Origin of the sequence: Streptomyces sp. TS71-3 (genome assembly GCF_018327685.1) — a bacterium.
Lineage (GTDB): Bacteria > Actinomycetota > Actinomycetes > Streptomycetales > Streptomycetaceae > Streptomyces.
On the sequence record NZ_BNEL01000001.1, the window covers coordinates 3,095,555 to 3,111,315 of the forward strand.

The following is a 15,761-nucleotide window of genomic DNA, read 5'->3' on the forward strand; positions in this document are numbered from 1 at the left end:
GCCGTGGGAGTCGTGTGGCCGGGGGTCAGGCGGCCCGGCTTCGCGCCTGGCGGGAGCGCCAGGCCAGCAGGCCGGCCTGGACGACGAAGAACGCGCCACCGGCCGCGGCGTAGTTGACCAGGGCGTCGAGCGACGGGGTGTCGCCGAGGGCCTGGACGTTGTAGAAGATGCCCACGAGGAAGGACAGGCCGCCCGCGATCAGCATCGGCCACTGCTTGCCCGTCTGAGGGCCCCGCCGCCGCAGGCCCACGGCCGCCTGGGCGGCTCCGGAGAGGATGGCCCAGGCGCCGAACACGTGCAGTACCGCTTCCGTTCCCGCCGTTCCCGCCAGGCCCACGCCGGCGGCCGCGACGGTGCTGAGCACACCGTTGAACAACGTCAGCCGGCGCTCGCCGCCGTTCGGGGAGCGCCGGAAGTCGATCAGGCCGGACACCGCGTCGATCAGCGGATAGACCACCAGCAGGGTGACCGCCACGGTGTCGAGGGAGGAGTGGGCGGCGGAGAACGCCGCGGCCCACGCCAGGGCCAGGACGCCTCGGCCCAGGTAGAGCCTCAGCAGGAAGGATCGTTCGGTGGTCGCGGGGGGTGTCGTCGCCGACGTCTGGAGGCCGGTGGTCATCGGGCTGCCCTTTCTGGGGTTGGTGGGTGGCGGTTCAGACCGCGACGGCCTTGACGGTGACCGGGATGTTGCCCCGGGTGGCCTTCGAGTAGGGGCAGATCCGGTGGGCGGCGGCGCCGAGTTCCGCGGCGGTGTCCTGGTCGACGCCGCCGAGTTCGAGGTCGAGGACGGCCGCGAGGCCGAACTCGCCCTCGTCGCCGTGCGCGAGGGTGACCTGGGCCGTGACGGCCGTGCTGGTCGGCCTGACCTTCCGGGCCGCGGCGGCGCGGCGTACGGCGCCCAGGAAACAGGCCCCCCATCCGGCCGCGAACAGCTGCTCGGGGTTGGTGGCGCCACCGGCGCCGCCCAGCTCCTTCGGGATGGACAGGGTGGTCTCCAGGGCGCCGTCCCCGGACCGGACCTGACCTCCGTTGCGGCCCTCGCCGGTCACGCCGACCACGGCGGTGTAGCTGGCTGCCATGGGCTGCTCTCCTCTCGTCTCATGAGTCGACCCGGTGACGAGACCTCATATCGTCACCGGTTCAAGTGGTGACGAGATAGTTTCAGGAGATGACGTCACCGGTCAAGGCGGTGACGTATATGCATGGGGAGGGCGTCGAACACACCTGGCGCCAAACGCACGGCGCGCCGGACGCTCGTAGACGGTGTCCCGCCCGAGCGCCCGGCGCGCCTCCCCCCTCCCGCGCCGCTACATCTGCATGCCGGACATCTCCGTGTCGGACATCCGCATCCCGGACATCCGCATCCCGGACATCCGCATGCCGGGCATCTTCATCCCGGGCATCTTCATCCCGGGCATCGCACCGGACATGGGCGACCCCGTCCCGATGGGCATGCCGAGCATGGCCATCTGCCGCTTCTGCACGTCGAGCACCGAGGCCGGCAGCACGATCAGCGGCCGCATCATGCCGTCGTCCTCGTGGTCGAGCAGGTGGCAGTGGTACATGAACCGGCCGGTCTGCTCGCCGAACCGGCCGCCCACCCGTACCAGCGAGTTCGGCGGCACCTGCACGACGTCCTTCCAACCGGACTCCTCCGGGGCGATGGGCAGGGCCGATCCGAGCGTGAGGGGGTCGCGGGTGCCCGCGGTCGCCGGATCGACGGTGCCGACGAGGGCGCTGCGCTTCAGGATCTGGAACTCGATCAGGTGGATGTGGATCGGGTGCGGAATGGGCGCGGCACCCGCGTTGAGGAACGTCCACACCTCGAAGCCGCCGGCCTTCACGTAGAAGCTGGCGCGGTCCTCGAAGTAGTTGGCCACCGAGCGGAAGGTCCGCGTCCGGCCGTCCTCGGTGAGCTGCACGATGCCCGGTCCGGGCTTGGTGCCGGGCGCGATCTCCTGGAGTTCCTGGAGGATCGGCATGCCGGTCTTGTCGACCACGAGGGTCACGAACCGCTCGACGGCCTCCGCGGGCACCTTCGCCGAGGTCAGCTGGGTGAAGTCCGCGGCGAGCTTCCTGGGCAGGCTGTACGAGGGGTGGCGGCGGGTGCCCACCCGGAACTGCATGACCTCGGGGCGGGCGAGGCCCGCGTCCGGGACGGGTACGCCGGGAGGGGCCCCGGCGGCGCTGTTGGCGAACCGCAGCCGCTTGCCGGCGAAGGCCGCGAAGTCGATGACCACGTCGACCCGTTCGGCGGGCATCATCGAGATCGTCTCGCCGGCGTCCTCCGGGCGGTCGAGCAGGCCGACGTCGGTGCCGATGATCTTGATGGCACCCTTGACCGGCTTTCCGCTCTCCTCGTCGACGAGCGCCAGGAGGTACTGGCGGGTGACGGAGTTGTTGACCATGCGGAACCGGTAGGCGCGCGCCTGAACGTCGAGGTAGGGCCAGACCACGCCGTTGACCATGGTGAAGGGGCCCTCGAAGGCGATGGAGGGCGGGTTGGCGTCGGGGCCGGCCGCCTCGCCCAGCGCGATCCGCTTGTTGAGTATCCGGCCTTCGAGCCGGCCCTCGGCGTCCGTCTCGAAGTTGATGTCGGCTATCGACAGGACGACCTCGTACGCGCCCTTGGGAAGGCCGAGACGGTCCTCGCCGGCGTCGCGGACGAGGTAGCTGCCCACGAGCCCGCTCAGGCAGTTGTGGCCGGTCACCGGCATGGCGTGATCATGGTAGAAGAGGTGCGCGGTCTTCTCGTTGAGGTACTCGGCGAGCTGGCTGGTGCCCGGGGTGATGGCGCCGTCCGCCTGGCCGTCGGAGATGGAGTGCTGGTGGCCGCCGTGCAGGTGGACCGAGGTCCACGGGGTCAGGGCGGTGAGGTCGGGCCGCAGCGGGGCGCCGCCCGAGCCGGGGGAGTTGTAGGGCCGGATGCCGGGCGGCGGGCCCTCGGGGGCGACGAAGACCGACTTCAGGGGGCTGGTGCCCGTCAGGCGGTTCGTCCAGGCGATGCGCACGGGCCTGCCCCGCTCGGTCTCGATCTGCGGCCCGGGGAAATGACCGGCGTAGGTCCACATCGGCACGGGCGGCAATTGCGAGTGCAGCCGCACGTTCTTGTTGACCATGTCGATCTCGGTCACGCCGGTCCGGTCCGGCCGCAACGTCGGGGGAATGCGCAGCTGGTCCCGGAAAGGGGTCAGCTCCTTGTACTGCGGGGTGGAGACACCGCCGAAATCCGATTCGCCGGCGCTCGCCGTGACCATTTCGGTCGCCTTGTAGACCGCGCCACCCGTGAGGCCGAAACCGGCGACGGTGCCGGTTGCCACGCTGAGAAAACTTCTCCTGCTGTGTCTGCCGGACATGGGACTTACTCCTTGGCTGCGCTTGTCGCACTGTGCTTGCGGCGCACCTCGTCCGTGCACCGCGGACCCGCTTCGGCAAGTCCGACAGGCACACGCGCCAGAGGTCGGCAATCGTTCAGATAAATCTCGACGAGCCTGTTGGCGGGGGTCCGGAACCGTCTTCGACGCGCTCCGGTCGAGCAGGGGTGGAGCGGTCGCCGCGGTGTGATGAAATGCCTCAGGCGCGGCGTCCCGACCCGGCGGAGGCGTGGCCCGGGTGCCGGGTGCGCCGGCGGGAGCGGGGCCGCCACCAGGCCCGTCGTCCCGTTCGGGGCCGGTGCCCGGCGCGGTCCTCGCCGCCGTTTGGGCGCGGCACGGGCGTTGGCGCCGCGCTCGACAGGCGGGCCGTGGGGTTTTCGCGGGCGCGCGGCGAAAAAATCCGAATTCCCGGTGAATTCATGGTGACAAGACGGTCGAGTGGAGCAACCGTTCCCTGCGGCCCCTGATCCAACGGGTGTCCCGTGCGGCCCCCGGAGGTGCGCACCGACGAACGTCACCGAACCGAAAAAAGGGGACCTCTTGGCTCAGGCCACCGTACGTCCAGTAAAGCGGACGTCACACTCCGAAACCGCGGCCGGCGGACCGGCGTGGCGGCTCGACATCCAGGGGTTGCGCGCGCTCGCGGTGTCGCTGGTCATTCTCTCGCATGCCGGTGTGCGCCATTTCAGAGGCGGTTACACAGGTGTCGACGTCTTCTTCGTGGTCTCGGGCTTCGTCATCACCTCGATGCTGGTGCGCGAAATATCGCTGGCCGGACGAATATCCATTCAGAAATTCTATGCACGCCGCGTGCTGCGCCTGCTTCCCGCCTCGACGGTCGTCGTCGCGGCCACGCTTGCGGGCTCTTATCTCTTTCTTTCGAAGATACGCTTCGTCGATTACGCCCTCGACGCGCTGACCAGCACGCTGTACTCCGTCAACTTCCGGCTGGCCCTGACCGGCACGGACTATCTGAACGAGAGCAGCCCGCCCTCGCCGTTCCAGCATTTCTGGTCGCTTGCGACCGAGGAGCAGTTCTACGTGGTGTGGCCGCTGCTCCTGCTGCTCAGCTGGAGGCTGGCCCGCCGCCGGCCGCGCCTGTTGCCGTTGCCGCTCGCGGTGCTCTGCCTCGCCTCGCTGGCGGTGTGCGTGGCCGTCACCGAGAAATCGCCGTCCTGGGCCTATTTCGGTTCGCACGCCCGCCTCTGGGAACTCGGCGCCGGCTCCCTCCTCGTGTTCTTCGCCGACCGCATCGGCCGGCTGCCCGGGGGGCTCAGGGCGGCCCTGTCGTGGACGGGGCTCGGGGGCATCCTGCTCGCGGGGCTCACGTTCGACAACGCGACACCCTTTCCCGGATACCACGCGCTCCTGCCGGTTCTCGGGACGCTCCTCGTGCTGGCCGGAGGCTGCCGTTCCACGCGGTTCGGCGCGGAACTGCTGCTCGGCAGGCGGCCGGTGACCTGGGTGGGCGGAGTCTCCTACAGCTGGTACCTGTGGCACTGGCCGCTGCTGGTCGTCATGCCCGCCGCGCTGGACAGGCCCCTGACGGCCCGGTTCGGACTCGCGCTCTGCGCGGTCGCGCTGCTGCTGGCGTGGCTGACGTTGCGGTTCGTGGAGAACCCCATGCGCTACCACACGGCGTTCAAGAGACGGCCGCGGCGCGCGCTGGCGCTGGGCCTCACCCTCACGACCGGTGGCGTGGTGGTCGCGCTGGTCGCCGCCGACTTCCCGCCCTCCATCAGCTCCGGAAAGTCCGCTCCGGTCCTCAGCGCGGAACTCGCGGACGCCGAGGACCCCGTGGCCCGTCTCGGCGAGTTCCTGGCGGCACCCGCCACCGCCGTGCCGAAGAACCTGACACCGGCGCTCACCGAGGTGAAGGCCACGGAGTCCGAGATCTACCGGGACGGGTGCCACGTGGACTACCAGAGCACGCAGGTGCGCCCCTGCGTCTACGGCGACCCCTCCGCGAAGCGGACCGTGGTGCTCTTCGGCGACTCCCACGCGGCCCAGTGGTTTCCCGGCCTGAACCTGCTGGCACGGGAGAGGCACTGGAGACTCGTCTCGCTGACGAAGGCGTCCTGCAAGGTGGCCGACGTGACCATCACGGTGCAGGGCAAGCCCTACTCCTCGTGCGACACATGGCGGGACAAGGCGCTGGACCGGATCGCCGAGATGCATCCCTCGCTGGTCATCGCGTCCTCGTCCGACGCGGGCGACCCCTCGCACCCGTCCGGCGACCTGGCCGCGCAGTGGACCGACGGTTTCGCGCACACGTTCCGGCGCCTGAACGCCGGCGCCGACCGGGTGGTCGCCCTGTTGGACACGCCCTGGCCCCACGGTGACGCCGTGGACTGCGCGGGCGAGCACCCCTTGGGGCTGGACGCCTGCGCGTCCGACGTACGCCGCGCGGTCAAGGACCCCCGGAAGGCGACGGAGATCCGTGCCGCGGCCCGGCGGACCGGAGTGTCGGTGATCGACCCCGTGCCCTGGCTGTGCGCGCCCGGGGGGAACTGCCCGGCGGTGGTGGGAAACACCCTCGTCTACCGCGACGACAGCCACATGTCCGAGGCGTACTCCGAGGCCCTGGCGCCTGTCCTGGACAAGGCGCTCGCGTCGGCGGGCCGTTAGGGAGGCACCCGTGCCGGCGGCCCGCCGGGGAGGGCGTTCGCGCCGTCCGGTGCGTCCGCGACCCGCGGACGCACCGGACGGCAGGGGGTAAGGCAGGCGGAGTCGGGTGCCCGTCAGGGCAGCGCCAGGGCGATCACCTGGGTGACCTCGTCCGAGGAGAAGTTGTCGTCGCTGACGAGGACGAGGGTCCGCTCACCGGTGGCGAGTCGCGGCCCCCATGTCATGCCCTCGACGTTGTCCACCGTGGACAGCGGGAGGTCGTCCAGGTCGACGAGCAGTTGCTTGCCCATCGGCCGGAGGGCGGCGGCCGACGCCAGCGAATCCCGGTTCTGGATCCGGGTGGCGCCCCGCGTGGTGGCGTCGAAGATCCGGATCCTGAAACCGGAGCCGGGCACGTACGTCCGCTCCATGACCAGGTACCGGTTCGCGTCACCCGGATACGCCAGGATCGAGGGGATCCCGGTGTCGGGGCTCCACGGGCTGTCCGGGTCGGGCTCGGCGAACAGCGGCTCCAGCGGGTAGGCGAACTGGCCCAGGACCGCGCCGGTGCGGCTCTGCTGCGTGACGCGGGCCAGCGAGCCGTGCTCGGTGGTGGACTCCGGGCCGTCCTGGAGCAGCGGTCCCTCGACCGCGCTGGTCAGCCGCGAGCCGTCCGGACTGAACGTGATCGCTTCCAGCGCCAGGTTCCGGCGCGGGCCGCGGTCGCCGGTGGTGATCCGGTAGTCCTCCGGCAGGGGCAGCGTGCCCATGTACTCGCCCTGGCGCCCGGCGACCTGGATGGAGGGCTGGATCACCGGATCCGGCGCGTCCTTGGTCTTCGGCCGGTTGCCCTCCTGGCTCCACCAGTAGCGGCAGGTCGCCGGGTCGACGCGGATGTCCTCGGGGTCGATCGCCTTGCCGTCGTTCAGCGTGGGCGGCGGGTACGTGGTCCCGTCCGGCTGCCGCAGCGCGTGCGTGCCGGTGAACCGGACGCCGTGCACGCCGTCGCCGTCGACGTCGATCCGCGCGGTGTAGAACCGCGCCGGCTGCTGGTACGAGCGGTCGTCGCTGATCAGTGCGTACTCGCCGGTGCAGGGGTCAAGGTCGATACCGGACAGGCCGCCCACGGTCGTCCCCTCGAAGGAGAGCCTGTGGGGCACGATCGACTCCCCGAGGAAGCGGACCGGAACGGTCTGGGCGTTCGCAGGCACACCCGCGAACGCGGCGGTCAGGGTCGCGGAGAGCACCGCCACCAGGGAGACCACCGTGCGTGATGGAGAAAGGCGCATGCGGGGAACTCTTCCGAAGGCCCCCCGCGCGCGCAGTCGCCCGATCGGGTACTCGGCCGGCGCGTGCCGGCACCTTGTCCGCGCAGGTCGGGGCGTTCGCTCCGGCTGGAGTCGCGATGCGGGTCCTCGCTGACCGGTGGGGCCTTCGTCGATCGGTGAGGTCTTCGCTGGCCGATGAGGTCTTCGCCGACCGGTGGAGCCCCAGCGGCCCCTGGGGTCACCGAGCACCTGTGAGGCCGATGATATTGCTTCACGGTACACGTAGATGCATAATGGGCCTATGCATAAGCGGGTTATGGATATCAAGGTGTCGCAGGAAGAGCTGATCGCCGCCGTGGAGCAGGTGGTCCGCTTCGTGCGCCAGAGCGCCACGGTCGGCGGCCTGAGCACGGCGGCCTCCAGCGCGCTGAACCGCCTGGGCCGCGAGGGTCCGCAGCGCCTGACCGAGCTGGCCCGCGCCGAGGGCGTCTCCCAGCCGAACATGACGCAACTCGTCACGCGCCTGGAGCGCGCGGGCCTGGTCGCGCGCGGTGCCGACAGCACCGACGGCCGGGGCGTGCTGGTGGAGGTGACCGAGACGGGTCTTGAGGTGGCCCGGCAGCGGCGCGCCGAACGGGCGGAGGCCCTCCAGCGGATCGTCGAGGAGCTGACCTGGCCGGAGCAGGACGCGGTGAGGATCGCGCTCCCGGCCCTCGCCCGCGTGATCCAGGACCAGCAGGCGCGCTCCTGACCTGCCTCCTGCCCGCCCCGGGGCCTTCCCCTCAGGGTCCCCAGGGCCCCCCAGAGCGCCCCCGGGAGGGCTCCTCCCTCTTCCTGCTTTCCCCTCGTTCGCACCACCATCGGAGAGAACCGCGCATGAGTGCACCGCACGAGAAGGCCCCCAGCCCCTTCAAGCAGCCGAAGGCCGTCTGGGCCGTGGCGTTCGCCTGTGTCATCTCGTTCATGGGCATCGGCCTGGTCGACCCGATCCTGCCGGCCCTGGCCAACAGCCTGCACGCCACGCCGAGCCAGGTCTCGCTGCTGTTCAGCAGCTACCTGATCGTGACCGCGGTCGCCATGCTGATCGTCGGCTGGGTCTCCAGCCGCATCGGCGCCAAGCGCACCCTGGTCATAGGCCTGGCCGTCATCGTCGTCTTCGCCGCGCTCGCCGGCACCAGCGGCTCCATCAACGGCATCGTCGGCTTCCGGGCCGGCTGGGGACTGGGCAACGCCCTGTTCATCGCCACGTCCCTGGCCGTCATCGTCGCCTCCGCCAGCGGCGGCTTCGCCGGGGCGATCATCCTGTACGAGACGGCGCTCGGCCTCGGCATCGCGGTGGGCCCGCTCCTCGGCGGCGAGCTGGGCAGCATCAGCTGGCGCGGCCCCTTCTTCGGCGTGGCCGTCCTCATGGCCATCGCCCTGGCCGCCACGATCGCCTTCGTCCCCTCCCTGCCCAGGCCGGCGCGCCCCACCTCACCCCTCGCGCCGCTCAAGGCGCTGCGCCACCGCGGCCTGCTGACCATGGGCATCATGGCCCTGCTCTACAACTGGGGCTTCTTCACCATGCTCGGCTACGCCCCGTACCCGATGGACCTGGACGCCCACAAGCTCGGGCTGGTCTTCACCGGCTGGGGGCTGCTGGTCGCGGTGTTCAGCGTCTTCGTCGCCCCGCGCGTGCAGGCCCGTTACGGCACCGCGCCCGTCCTCTACGCCAACCTGCTCTGCCTCGGCATCGTGATGGCCGCCATCGCGGCCGGCGTCGGCTCCCCGGCCGTGGTGATCGTGGCGGTCATCGTCAGCGGTGCCTTCATCGGCATCAACAACACCCTCACCACGCAGGCCGTCATGCTCGTCTCCCCGGTCGAGCGGCCCGTGGCGTCCTCCGCCTACGGTTTCGTGCGCTTCATCGGCGGCGGCCTGGCCCCGTATGTCGCCGGCAAGCTCGCCGACGCCACCGACCTGAGCGTCCCCTTCTACCTCGGCGCCGCCACCTTCCTCCTGGCCATCCCCGTCCTGGCCAGCGGCCACCGGCTGCTCGGCAGGGCCGAACGGCAGGCCGACGAGGGCGAGCCCGTCGGTCCCACCCTCACGCAGGTCGGCACCCCGGCGCCCGCCGGCCGGCCCCCGCTGATCGTGGCCGTCGCCGCCTATGACGACGCCGCCGCCGTCGTCGACGCCGCGGCCCTGCTCGCCCGTGACGCCGGAAGCCCCCTGGAGGTGGTCCACGTCCACCAGACCGCCGTGGTCGAGGAGCAGGCCGTCGACACCGAGACCTTCGACCAGGCCCGCGCCGCCGTCGCCGCCCACCTGGGCCGGCTCACCGCCCGCGGCATCACCGCCACCGGCCAGATACTGGGCAGCGTCGGCGACCATGCCGCCGCCGGCCGCGCCCTCGCCCAGCACGCCGCCGACGTCCAGGCCGCGACCGTCGCCATAGGCCGCTCCCCGCGGGGCCCCTTCGCGCAGTTCACCGACGGCAGCTTCACGACGGCACTCGCCCACGCGGCCCCCGGCACCGTCGTCCTCGTCGACCCGGACACCGAGCCCCGGCCCCTGACGGCGGCCACCCTGGCGCAGTTCCAGGACGGCTCGGCCTGAGCTGGTGCCGGTGCCGGTGCCGGTGCCGGAGGAGTGTTCGGCTACCTGGCGTCGCGTGCATCGCGCAGGCGGACCCGGTCCCCGGCCCGAGCCGGGCCGGGCCGGGCCGGGCGCCTGATCGAGCCGCCCATGCCGGATCCACCTAATCTGGGCGTATCGGGCCGATAATCCCCAGAAAGGGGCTGTCGTGGACCTCAAGCTCAACGACAAGGTCGCCGTCGTCACCGGAGCGAGCAAGGGCATGGGGCTCGCCATCGCCGAGGCGTTCGCCCGTGAAGGCGTACACGTCGTCGCCGGCAGCCGGAGCACCCCTCCCGAGCTGGAAGCGCTGCGGGAGAAGTACGGCCTGACGTCGGTCTCGGTCGACCTGTCCACCTCGGAGGGGCCCGACGAGCTCGTCCGGCACGCGGTGGACCAGTACGGCAGGCTCGACATCCTCGTCAACACGCTGGGTGCCGGAAGGCAGCGTTCGAGCTTCCTGGACGTCGACGACGCGGAGTGGCAGCGGATCATCAACATGAACCTCTTCAGCGCCGTCCGGACCACCCGTGCGGCGCTTCCCCGCATGCTGGACGCGGGCGAAGGGTGCGTCGTCAACCTCAACTCGATCAACGCGCACCTGCCCTACGTCATGGTCGTGGACTACTCCGCCGCCAAGGCCGCCCTCGGCAGCCTGACCAAGTCGCTGTCCGAGGAGTTCGCGCCGAGGGGCATCCGGGTCAACGCGATCTCCCCGGGGCCCGTCCGCACGCCCTTCTGGACCGCACCCGGCGGCTTCGCCGAGCTCACGGCGGCCCAGGCCGGCACCACCCCGCAGGAGGCCATCGACGTGGTCGTGCCGAAGAGCATGGGCATCTCCACCGGGCGGGTCACCGAACCCCACGAGGTCGCCGACCTGGCCCTCTTCCTCGCCTCCCCGCTCGCCGGCAACATCACGGGAGCCGAGTTCATCATCGACGGAGGCCAGGCCAAGATGATGTGATCCGCGGGGCCGCGCCCGCGCACCCCGCGGTTTCACATTCAGTACAGGATGCTCATTCCATCGGCAGGGAATCAGGGCGGAATCGGGGCGAGCGCATTTCTCAGAGGTGCCGCATCCGCGCCGCTATGCCGTGTCCGGCGCCCAGGTAGATCAGGGCGGGCAGCCCGTAATTGAGAAGGACCCGAAGCTGCTCTGTGTCCATGGTGAAAATATCCTGTGACCACCCGGCCAGCCAGTCCGCCACGCCCTTCACGAACTGCACGAAGACATTGGCCTGATTGGCGTCGAACATGTAGAGCACGATCCACAGGACCAGGAACGCGGCGGCGACGTCGGCGATCGAGTGGATGATCAGCGCGGTGCGCCGGACGCCGGAGCCGTCGCGCGGCCGGCGGGCGCGGCCGGCGGGCTCGTAGTCGGGGCTCGGAGCCTGGTAGGGGGGCGGTGCGGGCTGGTAGCCAGGGCCGGAGGACTGGTAGCCGGGGCCGGAGGACCGGTAGCCGTGGCCCGGAGGCTCCTGGCGGTAGGGAAAGGGATCGGTGTCGGTCATTACTGTCCCAATCTGGCGCTGAACGCGCCCTCGTTGAATGGACCGCGGTCGGCGCAGGTCCGTCCCCGCACGGGACCATTTCCCGCGCTGACCGCGGGAGCCGGGTATTCCCTCCTGACTGCGCCGCCCGATGGGAATTCGTTACATGGTCGCCACCGCGCCGCCCTTCAGTCGCAACGCACCTGTTCGGATCGGGTGGAAGAAGTGTGACCGGACGACGAACCCGCGCAATATGCGTACGCACTTCTGGTTGTCCTGCTGGGTGAATTGGCGATACGTCAGAAATAGCCGCCACATCCGGTGAACCGCGACGGTTTCCGACGCACACCCGCTGCTCCGCCCACCCGGCTGCTCCACCACCCCGCGACCCCCGCCACCCTCGCGACCCCCTCCGCCCCGGCCGTCCCGCTGCCTCGCCGGCCGCACGCATGTACGGTCCCGCCTGCGGCCTTGCGTGCGCGGGGAGTTGGCGCCACCGTGGTCGGGGTCGGGCCGGCACGCCGACCGGCCCGCTCCGTTCGGTGACGGGAGTCAGCGTGAGCGCGTTTCCTGTTCTGCCCCATGGACTGCACGGCGACGGCCCCCACAAGGTGATCGCGGTGCACGGCTGGCTGGCCGACCGCTCCGCGTACGACCCGGTGCTGAAGGACCTCGACCTCGACGCGTTCCAGTACGCGGTGGTGGACCTGCGGGGGTACGGCGAGGCCCGGGAGGCGGGCGGCGCGTACACCACGGCCGAGGGCGCCGAGGACCTTCTCGCGCTGGCCGACGGGCTCGGCTGGGACCGGTTCTCGCTGGTGGGCCACTCGATGGGCGGCAGCGTCGTGCAGCGGGCGGTGGCCCTCGCGCCCGGGCGGGTGCGCAGGATCGTCGGGGTCTCGCCGGTCCCCGCGTCCGGCCTGCCCCTGCCGCCCGAGCAGTGGCTGCTCTTCTCCTCGGCGGCGAGCAGGCCCGAGAACCGGCGCGCCATCCTCGACATCACCACCGGCGGGCGATGCCCCTCGGCCTGGCTGGACCGCATGGTGCGCCGCTCGCTCGAACGCGTCGACGCGAAGGCGTTCCGGGCCTGGCTCGACTCCTGGGCGGGCGAGGACTTCCACGACCGGATCGAGGGCTCGCCCGTGCCCGCCCTGGCGCTCGTGGGCGCGCTGGACCCGGCGCTGACGGCCGAGGTGCAGCGCTCCACCTGGATGCGCTGGTTCCCGCGCGGCGAACTGGTGGAGCTGCCCGCGTGCGGCCACTACGCGATGGACGAGGCCCCGCTCGACCTGATCCGCGTGATGGAGGACTTCCTGAGGGCCGACGGGCAGGGCGACGGGCACGGTGACGAGCAGGGTGGCGGGCAGGGCGGCAGGGCGGCCGCGTGAGCACGAAGCCGTCCGAGACGGAGGAACGGGCCGCCGTCCCCGACGTGTTCGACCCGCGGCTGTACGCGCGGGGCGTCCCGCACGACCGGTACCGGCACCTGCGCGACCACCACCCCGTGGCGTGGCAGGAGGAGCCCGAGGTGCTCGGCTGGCCGGCCGGCCCCGGCTTCTGGGCCGTCACCCGGCACGAGGACGCCGTGCGCGTGCTGAAGGACTCCGCGGCGTACTCCTCGTACCTCGGCGCCACCCAGATCCGCGATCCGGACCCCGGGGACCTGCCGTTCATCCGCCGCATGATGCTCAACCAGGACCCGCCGCACCACCGGCGGCTGCGGGCGCTGGTCAGCCGCGCCTTCACCCCGAAGCGCGTGGACCGCTTCGCCGCCACCGTCCGCGAGCGCGCCCGCGCCCTGCTCACCCGGGCGGTCGAGGAGGCGCGGGCAGGCGGCGGCACCTGCGACCTCGTCGCCGAGGTCACCGACGACTACGCCCTGCTCAACCTCACCGACCTGCTGGGCGTGCCGGACGGCGACCGGGGCCTCCTGCTGCACTGGACGCAGCGCGTCATCGGCTATCAGGACCCCGACGAGGCCGGGGCGCCGCAACCCGGCAAGGGCGCGAAGCCCGTCAACCCGAGATCCCCGGCGGCGCTGCGGGACATGTTCGACTACGCCCTCTCGCTCGCCGCCCACAAGCGGGAGCACCCCCGCGACGACGTGATGACGGCGCTGGCCACCGACCCCGAGCTGACCGCTCCCGAGCTGGAGATGTTCTTCTTCCTGCTGGTGGTGGCGGGGAACGACACAGTGCGCAGCGCGGCCCCCGGCGGCCTGCACCTCCTGGCCCGGCACCCCGACGCCTACCGGGCCCTGCGCTCCGGAGAGGTCGCTCTCGCCACCGCCGTGGACGAACTGCTCCGCCGCCACCCCCCGGTCCTGAGCTTCCGGCGCACCGCCGCCCGGGACACGGAACTCGCGGGCACGAGGATCCGCGCCGGCGACAAGGTGGTCGTCTTCCACGCCTCGGCCAACCACGACGAACGCGTCTTCCCCGACCCCCATGTCCTGGACCTCGCGCGCTCCCCGAACCCCCACATCTCCTTCGGCGACGGCCCCCACGTCTGCCTGGGCGCCCACTTCGCCCGCCTCCAGCTGCACACCCTGTACGACGAGGCGCGCCGCGTCCTGCCCGGCCCGCTCCACCTCGCGGCCCCGCCGCGCCGCCTGGTGTCGAACTTCATCAATGGCCTGAAGTCGCTGCCCGTGGGGGTGGGGGAGTCCTGAGCGCCGGGCCGCGGGGTGCCGGGGGAGAGGCGGAGGTCCGCCGAGCGGAGGTCCGCCCCGCCCCCCACCGTGTGAAGGTGCATGCCGCAGCGATCACCAGAAGGGGTGATGCGGCGGCGGGCGCACCAAGCCGACAACCATCTATATGGACCATGTACCGGTCATCGTGGTCGCCGTCGTGCTCGCGGCCCTGGCCTTCGACTTCACCAACGGATTCCACGACACCGCGAACGCCATGGCGACGTCCATCGCCACCCACGCCCTGCGGCCCAGGGTGGCCGTTCTGATCAGCGCGGTGCTCAACGTGGCCGGGGCCTTCGTCTCCACGGAGGTCGCGAAGACGATCTCCGACGGCATCGTCGACGACGTGAAGGTGACGCCGGCCATCATCTTCGCCGGCCTCGTGGGCGCCATTCTCTGGAACCTCACCACCTGGCTCGTGGGCCTCCCGTCGTCCTCGACCCACGCGCTGTTCGGAGGGCTGATCGGTGCCATCTGGGTGGGCGCGGGGGCGTCCGCCATCAACTTCACCCAGGTCTTCCAGAAGATCATCATTCCGGCGGGGGCGGCACCGCTGGTCGCGGGAGTGGCCGCGATGGTGGCCGCCTTCGTCGCCTACCGGATCACCCACCGGGCGAGGAAGGCCACCGTGACGAGGGGCTTCAGGCTCGGGCAGGTCGTCTCCGCTTCCCTGGTCTCCCTGGCGCACGGGACCAACGACGCGCAGAAGACCATGGGGGCCATCACCCTCACCCTGATCTCCGCCGGCCTGCTGAGCAGGGGCGCGGGACCTCCGCTGTGGGTGATCATCAGCGCCGGTCTCGCGATCGGGCTCGGCACCTACCTGGGCGGCTGGCGGATCATCCGCACCATGGGCAAGGGCCTCACCGACATCCAGGCGCCGCAGGGCTTCACCGCGGAGACCTCCTCCGCGACGGTCATCCTCACCTCCGCCCACTTCGGCTTCGCGCTCTCCACGACCCAGGTCTGCTCCGGCGCGATCATCGGCACCGGCATCGGCAAGGCGGCCAAGGTGCGCTGGAGCACGGCCGGGCACATGGCCACCGCCTGGCTGATCACCCTGCCCGCCGCGGGAGCGGCCGGCGCGGTGGCGGCGGTGGCCGTCACCTACGGGGGCACCTTCGGCATCGTCCTGGCCGCCGCCGCGGCGCTGGTCGTCGCCGCCCGCATCGTGGCCGTGTCGCGGCGCAACCCGGTCACCGCGCAGAACGTGAACGACTCCGAGAGGGTCGTCATCCACCAGATGCGGCGCCGGCCCCCCGCCGCGAGCGCCGCGAAGGCCGCGGCGAGCGGCGACGGCGGCGCACGGCCCGGCGAGGGCGGGAGGGACGGCGAGGAGCGGGGGGACGAGGGGTGACCTCGCGGCGGTCCGGCCGGCCGGGGGCGCGAGTAACCACGACGAGACCGTCGGGCCGTCACCCTCCCGAGCGGACAGGTCCTGTCGAGTCCGGGCCACCGTCCCCCCTTTCCTTAACCCCCCAGGGCGGTTGCTCGTGCCCGCGCGGCTGAGCGGCACATCGACACGGCCCCGTGCCCCTTTGGGGTGCGTGGTTGGTGGGCGCGTAGCGCCCTGTCAAGGGGCGCGGGGAACTGCGCGCTCAGTCACGACGGGGCGGTCAGGTCGTCACCGGCCCGAGGGGGGCGCCTCTGTCGCAGCCGGACCACCGTCAGGTGGTGGCGCGGCGGAGCCGCACATCGATACAGCCCCGCG

The 15,761-nt window shown here is 71.6% G+C and carries 12 protein-coding genes; 7 read left to right on the forward strand and 5 right to left on the reverse strand.

What is annotated here, in order from left to right; all coding sequences use genetic code 11:
- Positions 1 to 25 precede the first annotated feature (25 nt).
- The 3 genes from Sm713_RS12530 to Sm713_RS12540 form a co-directional block, all read right to left on the reverse strand.
- The gene (locus Sm713_RS12530; RefSeq protein ID WP_212909709.1) at positions 26 to 619 is read right to left on the reverse strand and encodes a DUF308 domain-containing protein; all 594 of its coding nucleotides are present in this window, start codon (positions 617 to 619) and stop codon (positions 26 to 28) included.
- Positions 620 to 653: 34 nt separating this feature from the next.
- Positions 654 to 1,079, reverse strand: a complete 426-nt coding sequence (locus Sm713_RS12535; RefSeq protein WP_212909710.1) for an Ohr family peroxiredoxin — start codon at positions 1,077 to 1,079, stop codon at positions 654 to 656.
- 228 nt (positions 1,080 to 1,307) lie between these two features.
- Positions 1,308 to 3,320: a multicopper oxidase family protein gene (locus Sm713_RS12540; protein ID WP_212909711.1), complete on the reverse strand. Its 2,013-nt coding sequence runs from the start codon at positions 3,318 to 3,320 to the stop codon at positions 1,308 to 1,310.
- Between the two features lie 492 nt (positions 3,321 to 3,812).
- On the opposite strand from Sm713_RS12540, the gene Sm713_RS12545 reads away from it, so the two are divergent.
- Positions 3,813 to 6,002, forward strand: coding sequence for an acyltransferase family protein (locus Sm713_RS12545; RefSeq protein WP_283249773.1), 2,190 nt, complete (start codon positions 3,813 to 3,815; stop codon positions 6,000 to 6,002).
- Between the two features lie 113 nt (positions 6,003 to 6,115).
- On the opposite strand, the gene Sm713_RS12550 is transcribed toward Sm713_RS12545, so the two are convergent.
- A complete protein-coding gene (locus Sm713_RS12550) occupies positions 6,116 to 7,270 on the reverse strand; it encodes an esterase-like activity of phytase family protein (RefSeq protein WP_212909713.1) in 1,155 nt (384 codons plus the stop codon).
- 280 nt (positions 7,271 to 7,550) lie between these two features.
- On the opposite strand from Sm713_RS12550, the gene Sm713_RS12555 reads away from it, so the two are divergent.
- From Sm713_RS12555 to Sm713_RS12565, 3 genes are all read left to right on the forward strand, one after another.
- Positions 7,551 to 8,000 carry a MarR family winged helix-turn-helix transcriptional regulator gene (locus tag Sm713_RS12555; RefSeq protein WP_212909714.1) on the forward strand — a complete coding sequence of 150 codons (450 nt, stop codon included), beginning with the start codon at positions 7,551 to 7,553 and terminating at the stop codon, positions 7,998 to 8,000.
- A 125-nt stretch (positions 8,001 to 8,125) separates the two neighbouring features.
- A complete protein-coding gene (locus tag Sm713_RS12560) occupies positions 8,126 to 9,847 on the forward strand; it encodes an MFS transporter (RefSeq protein ID WP_212909715.1) in 1,722 nt (573 codons plus the stop codon).
- A gap of 187 nt (positions 9,848 to 10,034) precedes the next feature.
- On the forward strand, positions 10,035 to 10,829 hold the full coding sequence (locus tag Sm713_RS12565) for an SDR family NAD(P)-dependent oxidoreductase (RefSeq protein ID WP_212909716.1): 795 nt from the start codon (positions 10,035 to 10,037) through the stop codon (positions 10,827 to 10,829).
- A 100-nt stretch (positions 10,830 to 10,929) separates the two neighbouring features.
- Here the strand turns inward: Sm713_RS12565 and Sm713_RS41455 are convergent, their stop codons facing one another.
- The gene (locus Sm713_RS41455) at positions 10,930 to 11,379 is read right to left on the reverse strand and encodes a hypothetical protein (RefSeq protein WP_308293163.1); all 450 of its coding nucleotides are present in this window, start codon (positions 11,377 to 11,379) and stop codon (positions 10,930 to 10,932) included.
- A 536-nt stretch (positions 11,380 to 11,915) separates the two neighbouring features.
- Between Sm713_RS41455 and Sm713_RS12575 the strand changes: the two genes are divergently transcribed.
- The 3 genes from Sm713_RS12575 to Sm713_RS12585 all read left to right on the forward strand — a co-directional run bounded on the left by Sm713_RS12575 (position 11,916) and on the right by Sm713_RS12585 (position 15,407).
- Complete coding sequence (locus Sm713_RS12575) at positions 11,916 to 12,746, forward strand: alpha/beta fold hydrolase (RefSeq protein ID WP_212909717.1); 831 nt, start codon at positions 11,916 to 11,918, stop codon at positions 12,744 to 12,746.
- Positions 12,743 to 14,029: a cytochrome P450 gene (locus Sm713_RS12580; protein ID WP_212909718.1), complete on the forward strand. Its 1,287-nt coding sequence runs from the start codon at positions 12,743 to 12,745 to the stop codon at positions 14,027 to 14,029. Before Sm713_RS12575 ends, Sm713_RS12580 begins: the two co-directional genes overlap by 4 nt.
- Before the next feature lie 145 nt (positions 14,030 to 14,174).
- On the forward strand, positions 14,175 to 15,407 hold the full coding sequence (locus Sm713_RS12585; RefSeq protein WP_212909719.1) for an inorganic phosphate transporter: 1,233 nt from the start codon (positions 14,175 to 14,177) through the stop codon (positions 15,405 to 15,407).
- The last annotated feature ends 354 nt before the right edge of the window (positions 15,408 to 15,761 follow it).

Coding starts and splice junctions, on each gene's coding strand:
- Sm713_RS12530 (WP_212909709.1), bottom strand. CDS start 619: ATGACCACCGGCCTCCAGACGTCGGCGACGACACCCCCCGCGACCACC.
- Sm713_RS12535 (WP_212909710.1), bottom strand. CDS start 1,079: ATGGCAGCCAGCTACACCGCCGTGGTCGGCGTGACCGGCGAGGGCCGC.
- Sm713_RS12550 (WP_212909713.1), bottom strand. CDS start 7,270: ATGCGCCTTTCTCCATCACGCACGGTGGTCTCCCTGGTGGCGGTGCTC.
- Sm713_RS12555 (WP_212909714.1), top strand. CDS start 7,551: ATGCATAAGCGGGTTATGGATATCAAGGTGTCGCAGGAAGAGCTGATC.
- Sm713_RS12560 (WP_212909715.1), top strand. CDS start 8,126: ATGAGTGCACCGCACGAGAAGGCCCCCAGCCCCTTCAAGCAGCCGAAG.
- Sm713_RS41455 (WP_308293163.1), bottom strand. CDS start 11,379: ATGACCGACACCGATCCCTTTCCCTACCGCCAGGAGCCTCCGGGCCAC.
- Sm713_RS12585 (WP_212909719.1), top strand. CDS start 14,175: ATGGACCATGTACCGGTCATCGTGGTCGCCGTCGTGCTCGCGGCCCTG.